The organism is Hydrogenophaga sp. L310 (assembly GCF_055703065.1).
In genome coordinates this window covers 1-16,065 of sequence record NZ_JBVPZA010000030.1, presented here as the reverse complement: position 1 = coordinate 16,065, position 16,065 = coordinate 1, and the positions used below count along the sequence as shown (strand labels likewise).

Sequence of the window (16,065 nt, the reverse complement as noted above, 5' to 3'; positions counted from 1 at the left end):
TGCGCATTCATTTTTTGCAGCAGTGGTTCGGCCTGTCGGACCTGGCCATGGAAGAAGCCCTGTTCGAGACGCCGCTGTACCGTGAATTCGCTGGTCTCTCGGGCAGCGAGCGCATTCCGGATCGCGTGAGCATCCTGCGCTTTCGCCACCTGCTCGAAGAGCACCAACTCAGCCTGCAGATACTGGCCACCGTCAACAGCACGCTGGCCGCCAAAGGGCTGCTGCTCAAGAACGGCACAGCCATCGACGCCACGCTGATCGCAGCACCCAGCTCGACCAAGAACAGCAGCGGCGAGCGTGATCCTGAGATGCACCAAACGAAGAAGGGAAACCAATGGCACTTCGGCATGAAGGCGCACATTGGCGTGGATGCCGATTCGGGACTGGTGCACACGGTGGTGGGCACAGCGGCCAACGTCAACGATGTGACGCAGGCCGGCGCGCTGGTGCATGGTGAAGAGAGCGATGTGTTCGCTGACGCAGGCTACCAGGGTGTGGCCAAGCGCGAGGAGACGCAGGCGATCAATGCCAACTGGCACGTGGCCATGCGCCCGGGCAAACGCAAAGCGTTGGACAAGAGCACGCCCATGGGCGCGATCATGGACAAGCTCGAACATGTGAAGGCCAGCATCCGGGCCAAGGTGGAGCACCCGTTTCGGGTGATCAAGCGCCAGTTCGGGTTTGTGAAGGTGCGCTACCGCGGATTGGTCAAGAACACGGCGCAACTGCACACGCTGTTCGCACTTTCCAACTTGTGGATGGCGCGGCACCGGCTTTTGCAGAAGGCGCAGGGATGAGTGCGCCTGCAACGCGCCCATGGGCCTCGATGAGGCCCCGAAAGGCCGGTAAATCGACCTTTGAACGGTGGAAACTGATCGAAACGGGCACGGCGGTTTCATGTCGCGAGATCCATGCGCTCAACGCCCTTCACCGCTCCGGTTTTGAACATCATCCCTAACCGCGTCGTTGACGACAATATCGCCATTCGTGCCGCTGGAGCCTTGGCTGTTGAGAATGGTGACATTGTTTGTCTCCAGCGCGGTGCCAAGGGTGGAGCCAGCGATGTCGCCGCCTTCGCCAATGATGAAATCTGGTGGGTCGATCAGCCATTTGCCAGTCAGACCCTGCGGTGCAACAGTGGTGACAAGTACGCTGTCTTGAACTTTCACATGCGCCGCGGACGTTTCGATGAAGCCGCCGTTGCCACCTGCGGGCGCCGACGCGTCCAGGGTACCCCCCACGTTGACGACACCGGTTTCCATGCCGCCCATCAGCATGATGGTGCCCTTGACGTTCTGGATCGTCTGCGCCTGGATGATGCCGGTGTTGTTGACGGCATTTGCCAGCAGGCTGCCCGCCGCCTGCGTGGTCATCAGCACGTGGCCACCGTCGGCCTGGATCATGCCGCCGTTGTCCACCAGCGCGTTCACCGCACCCTGGTTCACCGTGATGTTGAGCAACTTGTCGCCCGCCATGTCCAGCGTGACCGCGTTGCCGGCCGCCAGAGCGACCGTGCCGAGCCGGGCGGCAATCACACCCTGGTTGCTGACATTCGCACCCAGCAGGGCAACATAGCCGCCGTCGGCTGCGTTGATCGAGCCCTGGTTCACCACCGAACCCGCGCCCGCACCGGAGAAGGTGTAGTTGTTGGCCATGAAGTTGGCATCGGAGATGGCCATCGTGGACGCCAGCAGGCCACCCACGTTGACCGATGCACCCGCCCCGAACAGGATGCCGTTGGGGTTGACCAGGAACACCTTGCCGTTGGACGACAGGCTGCCCAGGATGTTCGAGGGATCCGATCCGATGACCCGGTTCAGCGCCACCGAGCTGCTGCCCGGCTGCGCGAACTGAACCGATTGCCCGGACTGGATGCCGAAGCTCTGCCAGTTGATCGCCACGTTGGACGAGGTCTGGGTGATCGTCATGTTGCCGGGTGTGCCACCGATGGTGGCGCTGCCAGCCGTCACCATGCCGCCCGTGGGCTGGGCATAGACACTGGCTCCGCAGACCAGCAGCAGGGAAAAGGCCAGGACCTTCAGCCTGAAGCGGCCGCCAGCGCCCGACCCGGCCGTGCAGGACGAGATTTTTTTGCCGGCGCTGCGGGCCATTTCAGAAACGGCCACGAAGGTGCCGGTCCGGTCGTTCCAGATGGAGCGGTGAATGAGGTTCATGGTGATCTTTCGCGTGTTCTTCAAAAAAGCGGCGTCTGTCCGGCATCAGCGCAGGCCCGGCCTGCGCTGGACGGGCTCAGAAATATTTGACGGCCTGGATCCAGAACCGGCCCGACTTGTCGGGCGCCGAGGTGGCCATTTCGTTGCCCAGCTTGCGGGCGTAAAACACCCTCACCAGATAGTTGTTGTACTCAGACCAGTTCAGGCCCACGCCGGCGCCGCTCAGCGTTCTGCTGTTCGGCCCGGAACCCGGCCAGGGGTTCTTGTTGATGGTCACGCTGCCGGCATCGACAAAACCGATCAGCTGCAGCTGCCCGGGAAACTGGTCGGGGGTGGGCAGCCGCATCCGGGCTTCGAGCGTCAGCACATAACCCTCGTCCGCATAGGCTTCGCCTTCCGGATAGGCCCGCACGCCGTACATGCCGCCCAGCGCCATCTTTTCAGAGACATCGAGGTTTTTCGAGGCCAGTTGGCCGTTGATGCCGGCGTACAGCGAAACGGTATCGGTCACGCTTTGCAGCCGCATGGCACTGAAACCCAGCTTGTTGAAGTGACCGCTGGTTTGCGCCAGCGCGTCGGCGCGCATCAAGCCGGGCGTTTCCAGGTCGATGTTGCCCGTTGACAAGGTCAGCGAAAAGCCGCTCACCCCGCCGCCGCCCAGGCTGTCGCGGTGTTCGCCGCGCAAGCTGGCCATCAGCACCTGGGCCTTCTTGTCTTCCACCGGCATGTCCAGGTTCAGCGGCCGCTTGTCCTGGAACGTCTTGGCGTCAAAGGCCAGACCGGCGTACAGATTGGTGTTGCGCGAACGGATCAACGGGTAGCTGCCATACACGCTCGCCACCCTGGCCGTCCCGGTGGCCTGCGCGAACTTGAATTCCTTGCCCAGCTCATAACCCAGCCAGCTGTACGCCACGCCAGCCGTCGCCTTGCCGAACTGCATCTGATAGGACGCCCGTGCATAGTTCAGGCCCGAGCCCGTCGTCAGCACGCGCAGCGAGGCCACGTCGCCGAGCCCCGCCGGGTTGTTCAGGTTCACCGTGGCGCCCAGGCGGTATTCGCCGGTGTAGCGGTTGCCGGCGTTGTCGGCATCGATGCTGCCCGTGATGCGATCACCGGGCACCACGTCAACGATCAGGTCGGAAGCTCCGACGGATGCGCCCGGCGCCAGGGTGGAGCTGACTTTCACGCCCGGAATGTCGGACAGCAGCAGCAGGCGTCTTTCAATCGGCTCGATGACGATCGGATCGCCGCTGTTGAGTCCCTCAAGCTGGCTCTGGATCAGCCCATCGGACAGCGTGCTCTGGTTGCGCACGGTCACCGCGCCATACTGACCCTCGATCACGGCGATGGTGACCGCGCCGTTCTGGATCTCCTGGGCGGGCAGATACGCCTGGGCCACGAAATAGCCATCGCTGCGGTAGCGGTCGGTGATCTTCAGCGCCATGGCGTTCAGGTCGGCCAGGGTCAGTTCGCTGCCGGGCATGAACCCGGTCAGTGCCAGCAGTTCGGCTTCGGGATAGGCGCGCGCGCCCGTCACCTGCAGGCTGTTGACGGTGATCTTGACCGCGTCGGTAGCCGGCGTTGCGGGCGCTGTGCCGGGCTCGATGCGGATGGTGGGCTCGGCTCTTTGCAGCGTGGGGGCCGGCGGAATCTGCTGCATCTGGCTGCCGGCACTCGGCGGTTGCTGGGCATACACGCCCTGGCTCAGGACCAGAATCGCAAAGGGTAGAAGGGGTTTTTTGAACATGGGAGGCCTTTGACGAGAGTTGTTTTTGAATCAGACCACCCGAGTCAGGCAACCAGACAATCGGCTCAGGTTGGCAACACGCTCACCCTCCTCGATGGCGATCGTCGCCGGGTTGCGGTGCGGGGTGCGGCCCTGCCCATCGCAGACCCGGATCACTTCCGGCCAGCGGGAAAGTGCCGTCCAGAGTGCGGCATCGCGCGTTCTCGCAGGCGGGGGTGTGGAAGGGTGGCAGATCATTGAGACATCATGGGGCCCGAAACCGGCGTCGTCCGTGCGCCAACGCACAGACGGGCGACGAGGATTCGATAGACTTTATGGTTGGACCTCTGCGGGACGGCGAATCCGGACGCAGCACGGACAAGGTCCGGATCGAAGCACCCGGCGTCGCGAGGAAAGCCACCGCCTTGCCGCGCCTCCCTGCTTCCGGTTTTTCGAGCCGGCGCGTGCGCTCACCCCCGGCGCTGCAAGGCCGTTCCCGGACCTGTATAAAGTGCAGGGCCATGACCGCTGCCGTCACCGTCCCGGAAGACCCGGACCCGTGCGGCAGCCGACCACCCACCACCAGCACACCATGACCCCATCCCCTGTCGCGGTCGCCACCGCCGACGCCATCGTCAGCGTGCGCGGCGTCAACAAGACCTACGCCGGCGGCTTCCAGGCCCTGAAAAACGTCAACATCGACATCCGCCGCGGCGAGATCTTTGCCCTGCTCGGCCCCAACGGCGCCGGCAAGACCACGCTCATCAGCGTCATCTGCGGCATGGTCAACGCCAGCGAAGGGACCGTGATCGCCGACGGACACGACACCGTGCGCGACTACCGCGCCGCGCGCGCCGCCATCGGCCTGGTGCCGCAGGAACTGCACACCGATTCGTTCGAAACCGTGTGGGCCACGGTGAGCTTCAGCCGCGGCCTCTTTGGCAAGGCACCCAACCCCGCCTACATCGAGAAGATCCTCAAAGACCTCTCGCTCTGGGACAAGAAAGACAGCAAGATCATGGCGCTCTCGGGTGGCATGAAGCGCCGCGTGCTCATTGCCAAGGCGCTCTCGCACGAGCCGAAGATCCTGTTTCTGGACGAACCGAGCGCGGGTGTGGACGTGGAGCTGCGGCACGACATGTGGCGCATGGTGCGTGCGCTGCGCGAGGCCGGCACCACCATCATCCTCACCACGCACTACATCGAAGAAGCCGAAGACATGGCCGACCGCATCGGCGTCATCCGCAAGGGCGAACTCATCGTGGTGGAAGAAAAGGCCACGCTCATGCGCCAGCTCGGCCAGAAGCAGCTCGCACTCACGCTGCAGCAGCCTCTGGCCACTGTGCCCGAGGCGCTGGCGCGCTGGCCGCTCACGCTGACGGCCGACGGCCTCACGCTCACCTACAGCTTCGACGCCCAGAAAGACGACACCGGCATCGCCGAGCTGCTGGCCGCGCTGGGCGAACACGGCATCCACTTCAAGGACCTGCGCTCCAGCGAAAGCTCCCTCGAAGACATCTTTGTCAGCCTGGTCCACGAACAGAAAGTGGAGGCCTGAACATGATGGGCCTCAACCTCCATGCTGTCCGCGCCATCTACCAGTTCGAGATGAACCGCGCCCTGCGCACCTGGGCGCAAAGCATCATCGCGCCCGTGCTCAGCACCTCGCTCTACTTCATCGTCTTCGGCTCGGCCATCGGCTCGCGCATGGGCGACATCGGCGGCGTGAGCTACGGCGCCTACATCATTCCCGGCCTGCTCATGCTGTCGCTGCTGAGCGAAAGCATCTCCAACGCCGCCTTCGGCATCTACATGCCCAAGTGGTCCGGCACCATCTACGAGCTGCTGAGCGCGCCGGTGAACTGGGTCGAGGTGCTGCTGGGTTACGTGGGCGCAGCGGCCACCAAGAGCCTCACGCTGGGCCTGCTGATCCTGCTGACCGCGCGCCTGTTCGTGCCGTATGAGATTGCGCACCCGGTGTGGATGGTGGGATTCCTCATCCTCACCGCCATCACCTTCTGCCTGTTCGGTTTCATCATCGGCCTGTGGGCCGACAGCTTCCAGAAACTGCAGGTGATTCCGCTGCTCATCATCACGCCGCTCACCTTCCTGGGCGGCGCGTTCTACAGCATCAACATGCTGCCACCGCTGTGGCAGACCGTGTCACTGTTCAACCCGGTGGTCTACCTCATCAGCGGCCTGCGCTGGGCCTTCTACGGCGCAGCCGACGTGCACATCGCCGTCAGCACCGGCATGACGCTGGCCTTCATGCTCGCCTGCCTGACCGTCGTGTGGTGGGTGTTCAAGACCGGGCACCGCATCCGGCGCTAATCCCGGTCCGGGCCACCCTTCTGCTTCTTGTAGCTGTGCATGAAGCGGCCGAAGGCCCGGTCCTTGTTGCGCCGCTCGGTGAGCGAGAGCTCGTGAAACTCGGACTCCTTGCGCAGTTTCAGGTAGTTGCGCAGGTGCGCTTCGCTGATTTCGTGCCGCTCAACCGCCGCGCGCACCGCACAGCCGGGCTCGCTGCCATGCGTGCAATCGGGAAACCGGCACTGGCCCGCCAGCGCGGCGATGTCGGCGAAGCTGTCTTCGATGCCTTCGCCCGCACCCAGCAGGCCCAGCTCGCGCATGCCGGGCATGTCGATCAACAGCGCGCCGTGCGGCAGCACGATCAGGTGGCGCCGCGTGGTGGTGTGGCGGCCCTCGCCGGTGTGGCTGACCTCGCGGGTGGCCAGATCGCCGTCGCCCAGCAGGCGGTTGATCAGCGTCGTCTTGCCCACACCCGATGAGCCCAGCAGGCAGTACGTCTTGCCGGGTGTCATGAGCTCGCGCACCTGCTCCACGCCCGCGCCGGTCACGCTGCTGACGCAGACGATCTTTGCGTCCACGCCCACGCGCCGTATCTGCCCGATCAGCGGCTCCAGCGCCTCCGGACTGATCAGGTCCGTCTTGGTCAGCAGCACCACGGGCTCGATGTGTCCGTCGTGCGCCATCACCAGGTAGCGCTCCAGCCGGGGCAGGTTGAAATCGAAGTGGCACGACATCACGATGAACGCCGCGTCGATGTTGGCGGCGATCATCTGAACCTCGATATCGCGGCCCGCGGTCTTGCGCCGCAGGAACGAGCGCCGCGGCAACACCGTGTGGATGCTCGCCTGGGTGCCGCCATCGCGGTAACGCACGCCCACCCAGTCGCCCACGCAGGGCAGATCGGCCGAGCTTTCGGCCAGGTGCAGCAGCTTGCCCGTCAGCTCGGCGGGCACCTCGCCCGCTTCGTTGCGCACCAGGTAGCGGCCCCGGTCCACCGCCGTCACCCGGGCGGCCGACAGGTCCAGCGCCGCCAGTTCGCTGATGCTGGGTGCGAGCCAGGCATCCATACCCAATTCACTGAGATCCATGGACCAAGTTTCCCCGAAACCCTGGGTGCGTTGCTTGCGCTGGCTCAAGCATTTCGGGCACTGCCTGGACGTTGGCCCGAACGCCCGGCATTCCAGCGCTGACGAACGACGCCCAGCCCGCCTACACCGCCTCGCCGTCCGCCCCGCCCAGCGCCGCCTGCTTGCGGCTCACGTGGTAGGCCGTCATCACCTGCGTGGCGATGAGGTCCAGGCTCGGGCGGGCGATGCCCTGTTTGTCGGTCCACACCTTGGGCGTGAGCGCGCCCGAGAGCGTGAGCGCCTCGCCATCGGCCAGCGCCAGCAGTGCGGCGCAGGGCGCCTCGTCGAACGCGATCACGTTGACGATGAACTCCTCGTCCATCTTGTTGCGCGCCAGCACGCGCGCCACGATATAGGTGCGGCCCGCCTTGTCCACGCGGCGGGACGCGTCACCCATCAGGCGGCCGGCGATCAGTCCGTCGATCATTTCAGTGGCCTTTCATAACCCGAGACCACCCAGGCCTCGGCGCTGTTCACGTTCAGCTTGAAGCCGGGCGACACCGGCACGCGGGCCAGCTCCTCGTCGAACTCGTTCACCGCGCGCAGCGTGGCGGTGGCGCCCTCTTCATCAGGCACGATGGCCAGCTCCACGCGGATGCGCTGGCCGCCCACCGTGATGCTCACGTTCTTGTTCAGCTCGGCGTGGCGCTGCTGCTCGGAACGGCGGATCACTTCCTTGGCCGTCTTCACCAGCGTGTTGAACGCACTGGTGTCCAGCGGCTTGGGGTCCTTCTTGTTGCGCCCCATGGTCCAGGGGCCCACCAGCGCGGGCTCAACCTGACCGTCCAGGAACATGGCCACCGCCCAGCCATCGTCGTCTTCGTTCTTGATCACGCGCGCGGTCCAGTGCTCGTCGCTCCACACGCGGTCTTCGTGTATCGGGTCTTGGGTGTCTTGGGTCATGGGGGGATGGTACGCCGGCCCGGCGGGGGCTACCGGATCCCCGCCCGCAGAAAACTCTGCACGAACTGCCGCTGGAACAGCAGGAACGCCAGCAGCAGCGGCGCGCTGGAGATCAGGGTGGCGGCGTTGATGATGCCCCAGTCGATGCCCTGGTCGGTGCTGGCGAACACCGACAGGCCCACGGTGAGCGGCCGCGTCTCCACCGAGTTGGACATGACCAGCGGCCACAGGAAGTTGTTCCAGTGGTGGCTGATGGACACCAGCGCATAGGCCAGGTACACCGGCCGGGCCAGCGGCACATACACCCGCCAGAGCACACCGAAGCTGCCGCAGCCTTCGATGCGCGCGGCCTCTTCCAGCTCCCGGGGCACGGTCTTGAAGGTCTGGCGCAGCAGGAAGATGCCGAAGGCCGATGCCATGTAGGGCAAGGCCATGGCGCTGAGCGTGTCCACCAGACCGAGCCGGTGCATGCTGCGGTAGTTCTCGACCAGTACCACGTCGGGCATCACCATCAGCTGCACCAGCACCAGCGCAAAGGCGACGTCCTTGCCCGGAAACTCAAACCGGGCAAAGGCGTAGGCCGCCAGCGTGCACAGCACGATCTGCCCGATCAGGATGGCGAGCACCAGCGCCGAGGTGTTGAGGAAGTAACGCGGAAACGGCGCGGCGTTCCAGGCCTTGCTGAAGTTGTCTGTGGTCAGTGGTGCCAGCAGGTCGAAGCGGGCCGCAAACTCGGTGGGATGAATGGCCGACCACACCGCGTACAGCAGCGGCAGCAGCCACAGCAAGGCCAGCAGCCACGCGCCACATGTGTTCAGGGCGTTGTCGAAGCGGGTGGGGTTCAGCATGCCGGCGGCCTGTGGGTGTTCACTGGTAGTGCGTCCTGCGTTCCAGCACCCCGAACTGGAACAGCGCAACCACCGCCAGCACCAGCAGCAACACCACGGTCAGCGCGGCCGCGTAGGACACGTCCCAGAACTTGAAGCCCACCTCGTAGATGTAGAACAGCAGCAGCGAGCTGGCGTTGTCCGGCCCGCCGCGCGTGAGGATGAAGATGTGGTCGATCAGCCGGAAGGCGTTGATGACCGCGTTCACCAGCACGAACAGGGTCGTGGGCATCAGCAGCGGGAAGGTGACGCGCCAGAAGAACTGCCAGCGGTTGCAGCCCTCCAGCGCCGCCGCTTCGCGCAGTTCCGGCGACTGCTGCTGCAGGGCCGCCAGGTAGAAGATCATGAAGAAGCCGGCTTCCTTCCACACCGCCACCGCGACCACCGCACCCAGCGCGGTCTCGTTCGAGCCCAGCCAGTTGTGCGGCGCACCACCCCACAGGCTGCGGACCTGGTCCAGCAGGCCGTAGTCGGGTGTGTAGAAAAACAGCCAGATGTTGGCCACGGCGATCATGGGCAACACCGTGGGCGTGAAGTAGGCCAGGCGCACCCAGCCCCGGCCCACCATCTGCCGGTTCACCCACAGGGCCATCACGATGGCCAGCGCCATGGACGGCAGGATGGTGCCCAGCGCGTACCAGGCGTTGTTGGTCAGCGCGGTCCAGAACACCGGGTCTTCCAGCAGCAGCCCGTAGTTCTCCAGCCCCACGAAACGCGCCGACCGGTTGGCCCGCGGGGTGGTGAAGAAGCTGTGCCAGAAGGTGGCCAGCGCCGGGTAGTGCGTGAAGGCCGCCAGCAGCACCGCCGCCGGCAGCAACAGCAGCCAGCCGGTGACGGATTGCCGACGGGTGTTCATGTGCAATCGACCTGGAAGCGCCTGCAGCGAATCAGCGGTAGCTGCGCAGGATGCGATCGGCTTCGCGCTGCGCGTCGCGCATCGCGGCCTCAGGCGTCTTGCTGCCGGTGAGCGCGGCCTGCAGGCCATCGTTCAGCGCCTTGGTCACGCGCTGGTTTTCGTGCGTGGACAGCTCGGCCTTGGCGTACTTCAGCTGGTCGCGCGCCACGGTGGGGGCCGGGAACTCGGACAGGTACTTCTTCATGGTGTCGGTTTCCCACGACGCGGGCGTGACCGACACATAACCCGTGGCAATCGCCCACTTCGTTGCACGCTCGGGCGTGGTGGCCCACTTCATGAACTTCACGGCGGCATCGCGTTCGGCCGGCGTGGTCTTGTTCAGCACGTAGAAGTTGCCGCCGCCGGTGGGCGTGCCGCGCTGCTTGCCAGCGGGCAGCATGGCCACGCCGAAGTCGAACTTGGCGTTGGTCCGGATGTTGGTGAGGTTGCCGGTGGTGGTCCAGATCATGGCGGCCTTGCGCTCGAAGAAGTCCTTCGGCGTGGTGCCCCACTCCACCACGCCAGCCGGGTGGATCTGGTGCTTGCGAGAGAGGTCCACCCAGTACTGCAGCGCCTGCACCACCTCGGGTTTGTCGAAATAGGTTTGTGTGCCGGCGGCGTTCATCAGCTCCACACCGTTCTGGGTGGTGAAGGCCTGGAACAGCCAGTACGGAAAGCCCGAAGACGGCACCTGCACGCCATAGGTGCTCACGTTGCCGGCCGCATCGCGCTGCGTGAGCTTCTGGCCGAACTCCACCAGTTCGGCCCAGTTCTGCGGCGGGCGCTGCGGGTCCAGGCCGGCCTGCTTGAAGAGTTCCTTGTTCCAGTACATGACGATGGTCGAGCGCTGGAACGGGATGCCCCAGGTCTTGCCACCGGTCTGGCTGTTCTGCATGAAGCCAGGGTAGAAGCTCTTCAGCCAGGCCTTGTCTTCAGGCGCCTTCAGCAGGTCGTCGATGGCCACCACCACGCCTTCGTCGATCAGGGTGTACATGTCGGTGGAGAGCATCACCGCGATGTGCGGTGCGTCGCCGCCCTTGGCGGCCGTGAGCACCTTGGTCACGGTGTCCTGGTAGCTGCCGGCGTACACCGGCTTGATCTTGATGCCGGGGTTTTCTTTCTCGAAGTCGGCGGCCATCTCGTCGATGACTTTGGTGACCGGGCCACCCACGGCGACGGGGTAATAGAAGCTCAGCTCTTGAGCAGCCGCCGGCAATGACATGGCGGCCGCAGCGATCAAGGCGCCGCTGAGGCGGCAAAGGGCATGTTTCCAGGGTTTCACGGTGACTCTCCTGAGTGCGGTTGGTGGAAATCGGCCGGGTGGCCACAAGGGAAAAATCGAAGGGATGAAGCAAGGGCTACGGCCCGTGTGCCACGGGTGACGGGCCGGTGATGCGCTGGCCATCGCTCGGGCTGAACCAATGAACCGCGTCGGCAGGCCAGGTCAGGCCCATCACCTCGCCGCGCCGGGGCAGCTTGGGCAGGGCACCGGTGCGCAGCACCAGCCGGTGCGGGCCGCTGGCGCCCGACGGGTCCAGCGACTGACCCGTCGTCGCCTGACCCCGCTCCGGGCCCACCTCGCAGATCACCAGGCTCTCGGCGCCCAGGTACTCCACCGCCACCACGCGCGCCTGCAACAGCGGCGCATCGGTGGCGATGGCCATGTCTTCCGGGCGCACGCCCAGCAGCATGTCCGGGTGGCCTGGCTGCAGCAGCGCAGCGGGCAACAGGTTCATGGCCGGCGAGCCGATGAAGCCGGCCACGAAGCTGGTCTGCGGCTGGCCATACAGATCCTGCGGGCTGCCCTGCTGCTCCACCTTGCCGGCCCGCATCAGCACCACCTTGTCGGCCATGGTCATGGCCTCGGTCTGGTCGTGGGTGACGTAGAGCATGGTGATGCCCAGGCGCTGCTGCAGCTCGCGGATTTCGGCGCGCATCTGCTGGCGCAGTTGGGCGTCCAGGTTGGAGAGCGGTTCGTCCATCAGGCACACCGGCGCTTCGGCCACGATGGCGCGGCCCAAGGCGACGCGCTGGCGCTGCCCGCCCGAGAGCTGCGAGGGCTTGCGGTCCAGGTAGGGCCCCAGGCCCAGCAACTCGGCCGCGCGCGCCAGCCGGCGCTGGCGCTCAGGCGCAGGCACGCGGCGCACGCTCAGGCCAAACACGATGTTCTCAGCCACCGAGAGGTGCGGAAACAGCGCGTAGTTCTGGAACACCATGGCCACGCCACGCTGGGCCGGTGGCGCCTGCGTGAGGTCCACACCGCCGATGTGGATGCTGCCGCCATCACAGGGCTCCAGACCGGCGAGCAGGCGCAGCGTGGTGCTCTTGCCGCAGCCCGATGGCCCCAGCAGCGCCACGAACTCCCCCGGTTCGGCCACCAGGTTCACGCCATCCACGGCGGTGTGCGCGCCAAACCGGCGGCTCACGTTGTGCAGCACCACCCGGCTCACAGCAAACCCTCCGCCAGGAGCAGGTGGCGCGGCGCCTGCTCCACCAGCTGGCTGAACGGCTCGGCCGGGCGCCCGTTGGTGACCAGGTGGTCCATCGCGCCCAGCGAGCCACCCCGGGCCACGGCCGCGCGGCCGAATTTGGTGAGGTCGGCCACCAGCACGGCGCTGCGGCAGTTCTGGCGCATGGCCTCGCGGGCCGTCACCTCAGCGGGGTCGAAGTCCAGCAAGGCGCCGTCTTCGTCGATGCCCCCGACGCCGAACACCGCGAAGTCGGTCTTGAAGTTGCTGAAGAACTGCGCCGCCGCCTCGCCCACCACGTCCATGTCGGGCAGGCGCAGCGCGCCCCCGGCCGCGCGGATTTCAACGCCCGGCGCAGCGGCCAGGGCCAGCACCACGCGCAGGCTGTTGGTCATCACGCGCAAGTCCTGGTGGCCGCGCAAGGCCAGCGCCACTTGGTGGGGCGTGGTGCCCAGACCAATGGACACCGAACTGCCGTCCGGGATCAGCGCGGCCACCTTCAGGGCGATGGCGCGCTTGGCATCGAGCTGCTGGACCTGGCGCGTGTCCCATGGCAAATTGGAAACCGACGCGGGCAGCGTGACGCCGCCATGCACGCGACGCAGCAGCCCCTGTTCGCACAAGCGGTTCACGCTGCGGCGGATGGTCTGGGGTGTCACGCCGAACTGCTCCGCCAGATCGTGAATGTCGACCAGCCCTTTCGCGCTCACCAGATCCACGATGGACTGGTCACGTGAAAAGACATCCCCCTCTTTGGTGTTCATGTGAACGTCTAAAGATTCCATACTTGAAATTCTGTAAGCCGCTCGTGACACACACGTGTCAAACCGCTGTGTTCAGATGAACACGCCAGAACCACACAGGGGAGTGCCCTTCATGACCACCGCCACCACGTCCGAATGCTTCGTTCAACTCTCCGACCCGCACATCGTGGCCAAAGGTCGGCTGCTCATGGGCCAGGTGGACACGGCCGCGTTCCTGGCGCGCGCCGTGGCGCATGTCCGTGCCCTGCCGGCCCCGCCCAGCCACGTGCTCATCACGGGCGACCTGGTGGAGCGCGGCGGGCTGGACGAATACGCCCACCTGCGGGAACTGCTGGCGCCTCTGCCCTGCCCGGTGCTGCTGATGCCGGGCAACCACGACGCGGTGCCCAGCCTGCGCCAGGCGTTTGCGGACCACGGCTACCTGAGCAGCACAGCGCACGAACCCGCGTTGTCCGGCTTCGCGCTGTATGCCGCGAGCCTGGGCAGCCGCCGCCTGCTCGCGCTCGACACCGTGGTGCCCGGCAAGCCCCATGGCAGCCTGTGCGCCGCCCGCCTGGGCTGGCTGCGCGCGCAACTGGAGGCCGCGCCCGACACCCCCACCGTCGTGGCCATGCACCACCCCCCGTTCACCACCGGCATCCGCCACATGGATGGCATGGGCCTGCGCGAAGGGGCCGACGAACTGGAGGCGCTGATGGCCCTGCACCCGCAGGTCGAACGCATCCTCTGCGGCCACCTGCACCGCCCCATCACCCGCCGCTTCGGCGGCACCGTGGTCATGACCGCGCCGTCCACCGCGCACCAGATCACCCTCGGCCTGGCGCCCGACAGCCCGCCCTCGTTCATCTTCGAGCCACCCGGTTACTACGTCCACACCGTGCAGGACGGGCAGCTGGTGACCCACCTGCAACCGGTGGGGGACTTTGGTGAAGCGCAGCTGTTTCGTTGAGCGGCAAGAGCGCCAGTGTGGACAATGAGCCGCTGGATGGTATGAGGGGAAACCACTTGCAAGCGCTCGAATCCGCAGCCGCCCCGCTGCTCTACACCTACCGCCGCTGCCCCTACGCCATGCGCGCGCGTTTGGCCCTGCTGCAGGCGGGCGTGGCGTTCGACGCGTTCGAGATCGTGTTGCGCGACAAGCCCGCCGAAATGCTGGCCCTCTCACCCAAGGGCACGGTGCCCGTTCTGCGGCTGCCCGATGGCCAGGTGCTGGAGCAGAGCCTGGACATCATGCGCTGGGCCTTCCTGGAAACTGGCGATGCCGATGGCTGGTGGGCGCGCGCGCAAAGTGCGGTGAACCTGGAGCTGCTGGCGGTCTGCGACGGCGGATTCAAACACCACCTGGACCGGTACAAATACCCCGAGCGCTTCGACGGCGTTGATTCAAAGGTACATCACCGCGAGCAGGCGTTGGACGTGTTGCTGAGGCCGCTGGACTCGCAGTTGCACCGCACCGGCCAGTTGGGTGGCCAGTCCCCCTGCGCGGCCGACATCGCCATCTTTCCGTTTGTGCGGCAGTTTGCGGCGGTGGAGCCGGGGTGGTTTGGGGAACTGCCGCTGTTGGCGTTGAAGGGCTGGCTTGGCCGGTGGTCGGTTCATCCCCTGTTCGAAGCGGCGATGCCCAAACTGAACATCGGGCAGCCGCTGCCGTTTCCTGCGCCACGTTCCTAGATCACGAAGAGTGAGTGCCCGGTTGCGACCCTGAGCAGACAATCGCCAATACCCCCTTAAGCGGTCACTCAACGAGCCTGGCCGATCGAGGTGGGATGCGAAAGCTCGGATGGACCTGCAATCATTCGCACCATCGTGGTTGCCAGCACACTACAGGACTGTCAAGCGGTCTCAGGTATTGCCCGAATCGGTAGTTGAAACATACACTGCCCCTTCAGAAGAAAAGCACGCCGCCATTTCGCGCGGCCCAGTTCAACAAGGTTTATCAGCCGCAAAGGGAGTTCCATGCTGGTTTCTCATGTCGTTTCGTGGCGTTTAAACGTTGTTCGTTATTTCTCGGACAATATTTACTCCCTCTTTTCTTTCACTAAACTTGTAGGCTGTATGCTGAAGCGCGCATTTTTGGCCGTGCTATTGCTTGTGCTTACACACTCCGTTGCATCGAGTGCAGGCTCGCTCGTCATCGTCACCGGACAGAATCTCGGGTTTCAAGAAGGGAGTGAGCGCTTCTTTCTCGGCCAGCCTGCAAAATCGGTTGTTGAACGATTTGGACCTGCTGAAAAGGTTACCGAGGACAACTACAGCGGGTGGAACTCTGCGAATATATCGCGGGAAATTTACGACACGTATTATATTGCCTATACGCGCAACTATGAGTACGTGAATGATGGTCTATCACTACTGGAAGATCGGAACGGGCGACTTCTCGGCATTAGTTTCCGTATTGCTACTGGCGATTCAACGCCCGTATCAAACGCCGCGACAGATTCAGGTATTCGACGCGGGGCTTCACTCAGGGAGATTTACCGTATTCACGGTCAGCCCTACAAGTCAATCACTTACAAGCTCGAAGACAAAGATTATCTTGATATCTACTATACGCGCGGTAAAGATGTTCTTAGGGATTGTGTTCAAAACCCCGTGCAGTCCCCGATGGTCTGAAGGTGCGAGGCGAGGAACAATGGCGTCATGAAGAAACAAGCGGAACTGGGACTGAACCTGAGCACGAGGCGCACGCGCAAGGCTGTGTTCCTCGACGAGATGGAGCTGGTGGTGCCGTGGCGCGAACTCATTGCGCTGATTGCAGCGGCCGCGCCGGTTGCCAGCACGGGGCGCCCACCATTTGCACACGAGACCATG

16 protein-coding genes and 1 pseudogene are annotated in these 16,065 nt (G+C 64.9%); 7 read left to right on the top strand and 10 right to left on the bottom strand.

All coding sequences use genetic code 11. The features are described from left to right. On the top strand, positions 1-797 hold a 797-nt coding region (locus AC0GNO_RS23385; RefSeq protein WP_472904386.1), incomplete at its 5' end, for an IS5 family transposase. A gap of 120 nt (positions 798-917) precedes the next feature. Here AC0GNO_RS23385 and AC0GNO_RS23380 read toward each other — a convergent pair. Both AC0GNO_RS23380 and AC0GNO_RS23375 read right to left on the bottom strand, forming a co-directional pair. Continuing rightward, a complete protein-coding gene (locus AC0GNO_RS23380; protein ID WP_472905711.1) occupies positions 918-2,174 on the bottom strand; it encodes a two-partner secretion domain-containing protein in 1,257 nt (418 codons plus the stop codon). A 76-nt stretch (positions 2,175-2,250) separates the two neighbouring features. Beyond that, positions 2,251-3,921 (bottom strand): ShlB/FhaC/HecB family hemolysin secretion/activation protein, encoded by a 1,671-nt coding sequence (locus AC0GNO_RS23375; protein ID WP_472905710.1) that lies wholly within the window; start codon positions 3,919-3,921, stop codon positions 2,251-2,253. Positions 3,922-4,492: 571 nt separating this feature from the next. On the opposite strand from AC0GNO_RS23375, the gene AC0GNO_RS23370 reads away from it, so the two are divergent. Further along, positions 4,493-5,458 carry an ABC transporter ATP-binding protein gene (locus AC0GNO_RS23370; protein WP_472905709.1) on the top strand — a complete coding sequence of 322 codons (966 nt, stop codon included), beginning with the start codon at positions 4,493-4,495 and terminating at the stop codon, positions 5,456-5,458. A gap of 5 nt (positions 5,459-5,463) precedes the next feature. After that, positions 5,464-6,231 carry an ABC transporter permease gene (locus tag AC0GNO_RS23365; protein ID WP_472890437.1) on the top strand — a complete coding sequence of 256 codons (768 nt, stop codon included), beginning with the start codon at positions 5,464-5,466 and terminating at the stop codon, positions 6,229-6,231. Here the strand turns inward: AC0GNO_RS23365 and rsgA are convergent. The 8 genes from rsgA to AC0GNO_RS23325 all read right to left on the bottom strand — a co-directional run bounded on the left by rsgA (position 6,228) and on the right by AC0GNO_RS23325 (position 13,254). Beyond that, on the bottom strand, positions 6,228-7,298 hold the full coding sequence (gene rsgA, locus AC0GNO_RS23360) for a ribosome small subunit-dependent GTPase A (protein ID WP_472905708.1): 1,071 nt from the start codon (positions 7,296-7,298) through the stop codon (positions 6,228-6,230). The genes AC0GNO_RS23365 and rsgA overlap by 4 nt on opposite strands. Before the next feature lie 121 nt (positions 7,299-7,419). Continuing rightward, the gene (locus tag AC0GNO_RS23355) at positions 7,420-7,764 is read right to left on the bottom strand and encodes a single-stranded DNA-binding protein (protein ID WP_472905707.1); all 345 of its coding nucleotides are present in this window, start codon (positions 7,762-7,764) and stop codon (positions 7,420-7,422) included. Further along, positions 7,761-8,240 carry a hypothetical protein gene (locus AC0GNO_RS23350; protein ID WP_472905706.1) on the bottom strand — a complete coding sequence of 160 codons (480 nt, stop codon included), beginning with the start codon at positions 8,238-8,240 and terminating at the stop codon, positions 7,761-7,763. The genes AC0GNO_RS23355 and AC0GNO_RS23350 overlap by 4 nt, the downstream gene beginning before the upstream one ends. Before the next feature lie 29 nt (positions 8,241-8,269). Beyond that, a complete protein-coding gene (locus AC0GNO_RS23345; protein ID WP_472905705.1) occupies positions 8,270-9,088 on the bottom strand; it encodes a carbohydrate ABC transporter permease in 819 nt (272 codons plus the stop codon). A gap of 19 nt (positions 9,089-9,107) precedes the next feature. After that, the gene (locus AC0GNO_RS23340; RefSeq protein ID WP_472905704.1) at positions 9,108-9,983 is read right to left on the bottom strand and encodes a carbohydrate ABC transporter permease; all 876 of its coding nucleotides are present in this window, start codon (positions 9,981-9,983) and stop codon (positions 9,108-9,110) included. Between the two features lie 31 nt (positions 9,984-10,014). Beyond that, entirely contained in the window at positions 10,015-11,244 is a 1,230-nt protein-coding gene (locus AC0GNO_RS23335) for an ABC transporter substrate-binding protein (RefSeq protein ID WP_472905712.1), read from the bottom strand. Positions 11,245-11,380: 136 nt separating this feature from the next. Next, on the bottom strand, positions 11,381-12,472 hold the full coding sequence (locus AC0GNO_RS23330; RefSeq protein WP_472905703.1) for an ABC transporter ATP-binding protein: 1,092 nt from the start codon (positions 12,470-12,472) through the stop codon (positions 11,381-11,383). After that, positions 12,469-13,254 (bottom strand): DeoR/GlpR family DNA-binding transcription regulator, encoded by a 786-nt coding sequence (locus tag AC0GNO_RS23325; RefSeq protein WP_472905702.1) that lies wholly within the window; start codon positions 13,252-13,254, stop codon positions 12,469-12,471. The genes AC0GNO_RS23330 and AC0GNO_RS23325 overlap by 4 nt, the downstream gene beginning before the upstream one ends. A gap of 112 nt (positions 13,255-13,366) precedes the next feature. Between AC0GNO_RS23325 and AC0GNO_RS23320 the strand changes: the two genes are divergently transcribed. The 4 genes and pseudogenes from AC0GNO_RS23320 to AC0GNO_RS23305 all read left to right on the top strand — a co-directional run. Beyond that, positions 13,367-14,203 carry a phosphodiesterase gene (locus tag AC0GNO_RS23320; RefSeq protein WP_472905701.1) on the top strand — a complete coding sequence of 279 codons (837 nt, stop codon included), beginning with the start codon at positions 13,367-13,369 and terminating at the stop codon, positions 14,201-14,203. A 56-nt stretch (positions 14,204-14,259) separates the two neighbouring features. Next, positions 14,260-14,925, top strand: coding sequence for a glutathione S-transferase (locus AC0GNO_RS23315; protein ID WP_472905700.1), 666 nt, complete (start codon positions 14,260-14,262; stop codon positions 14,923-14,925). Between the two features lie 285 nt (positions 14,926-15,210). Then, positions 15,211-15,867 (top strand): hypothetical protein, encoded by a 657-nt coding sequence (locus tag AC0GNO_RS23310; RefSeq protein WP_472905699.1) that lies wholly within the window; start codon positions 15,211-15,213, stop codon positions 15,865-15,867. A gap of 27 nt (positions 15,868-15,894) precedes the next feature. After that, positions 15,895-16,065: pseudogene (locus tag AC0GNO_RS23305) on the top strand (IS5/IS1182 family transposase); the annotation flags it as partial.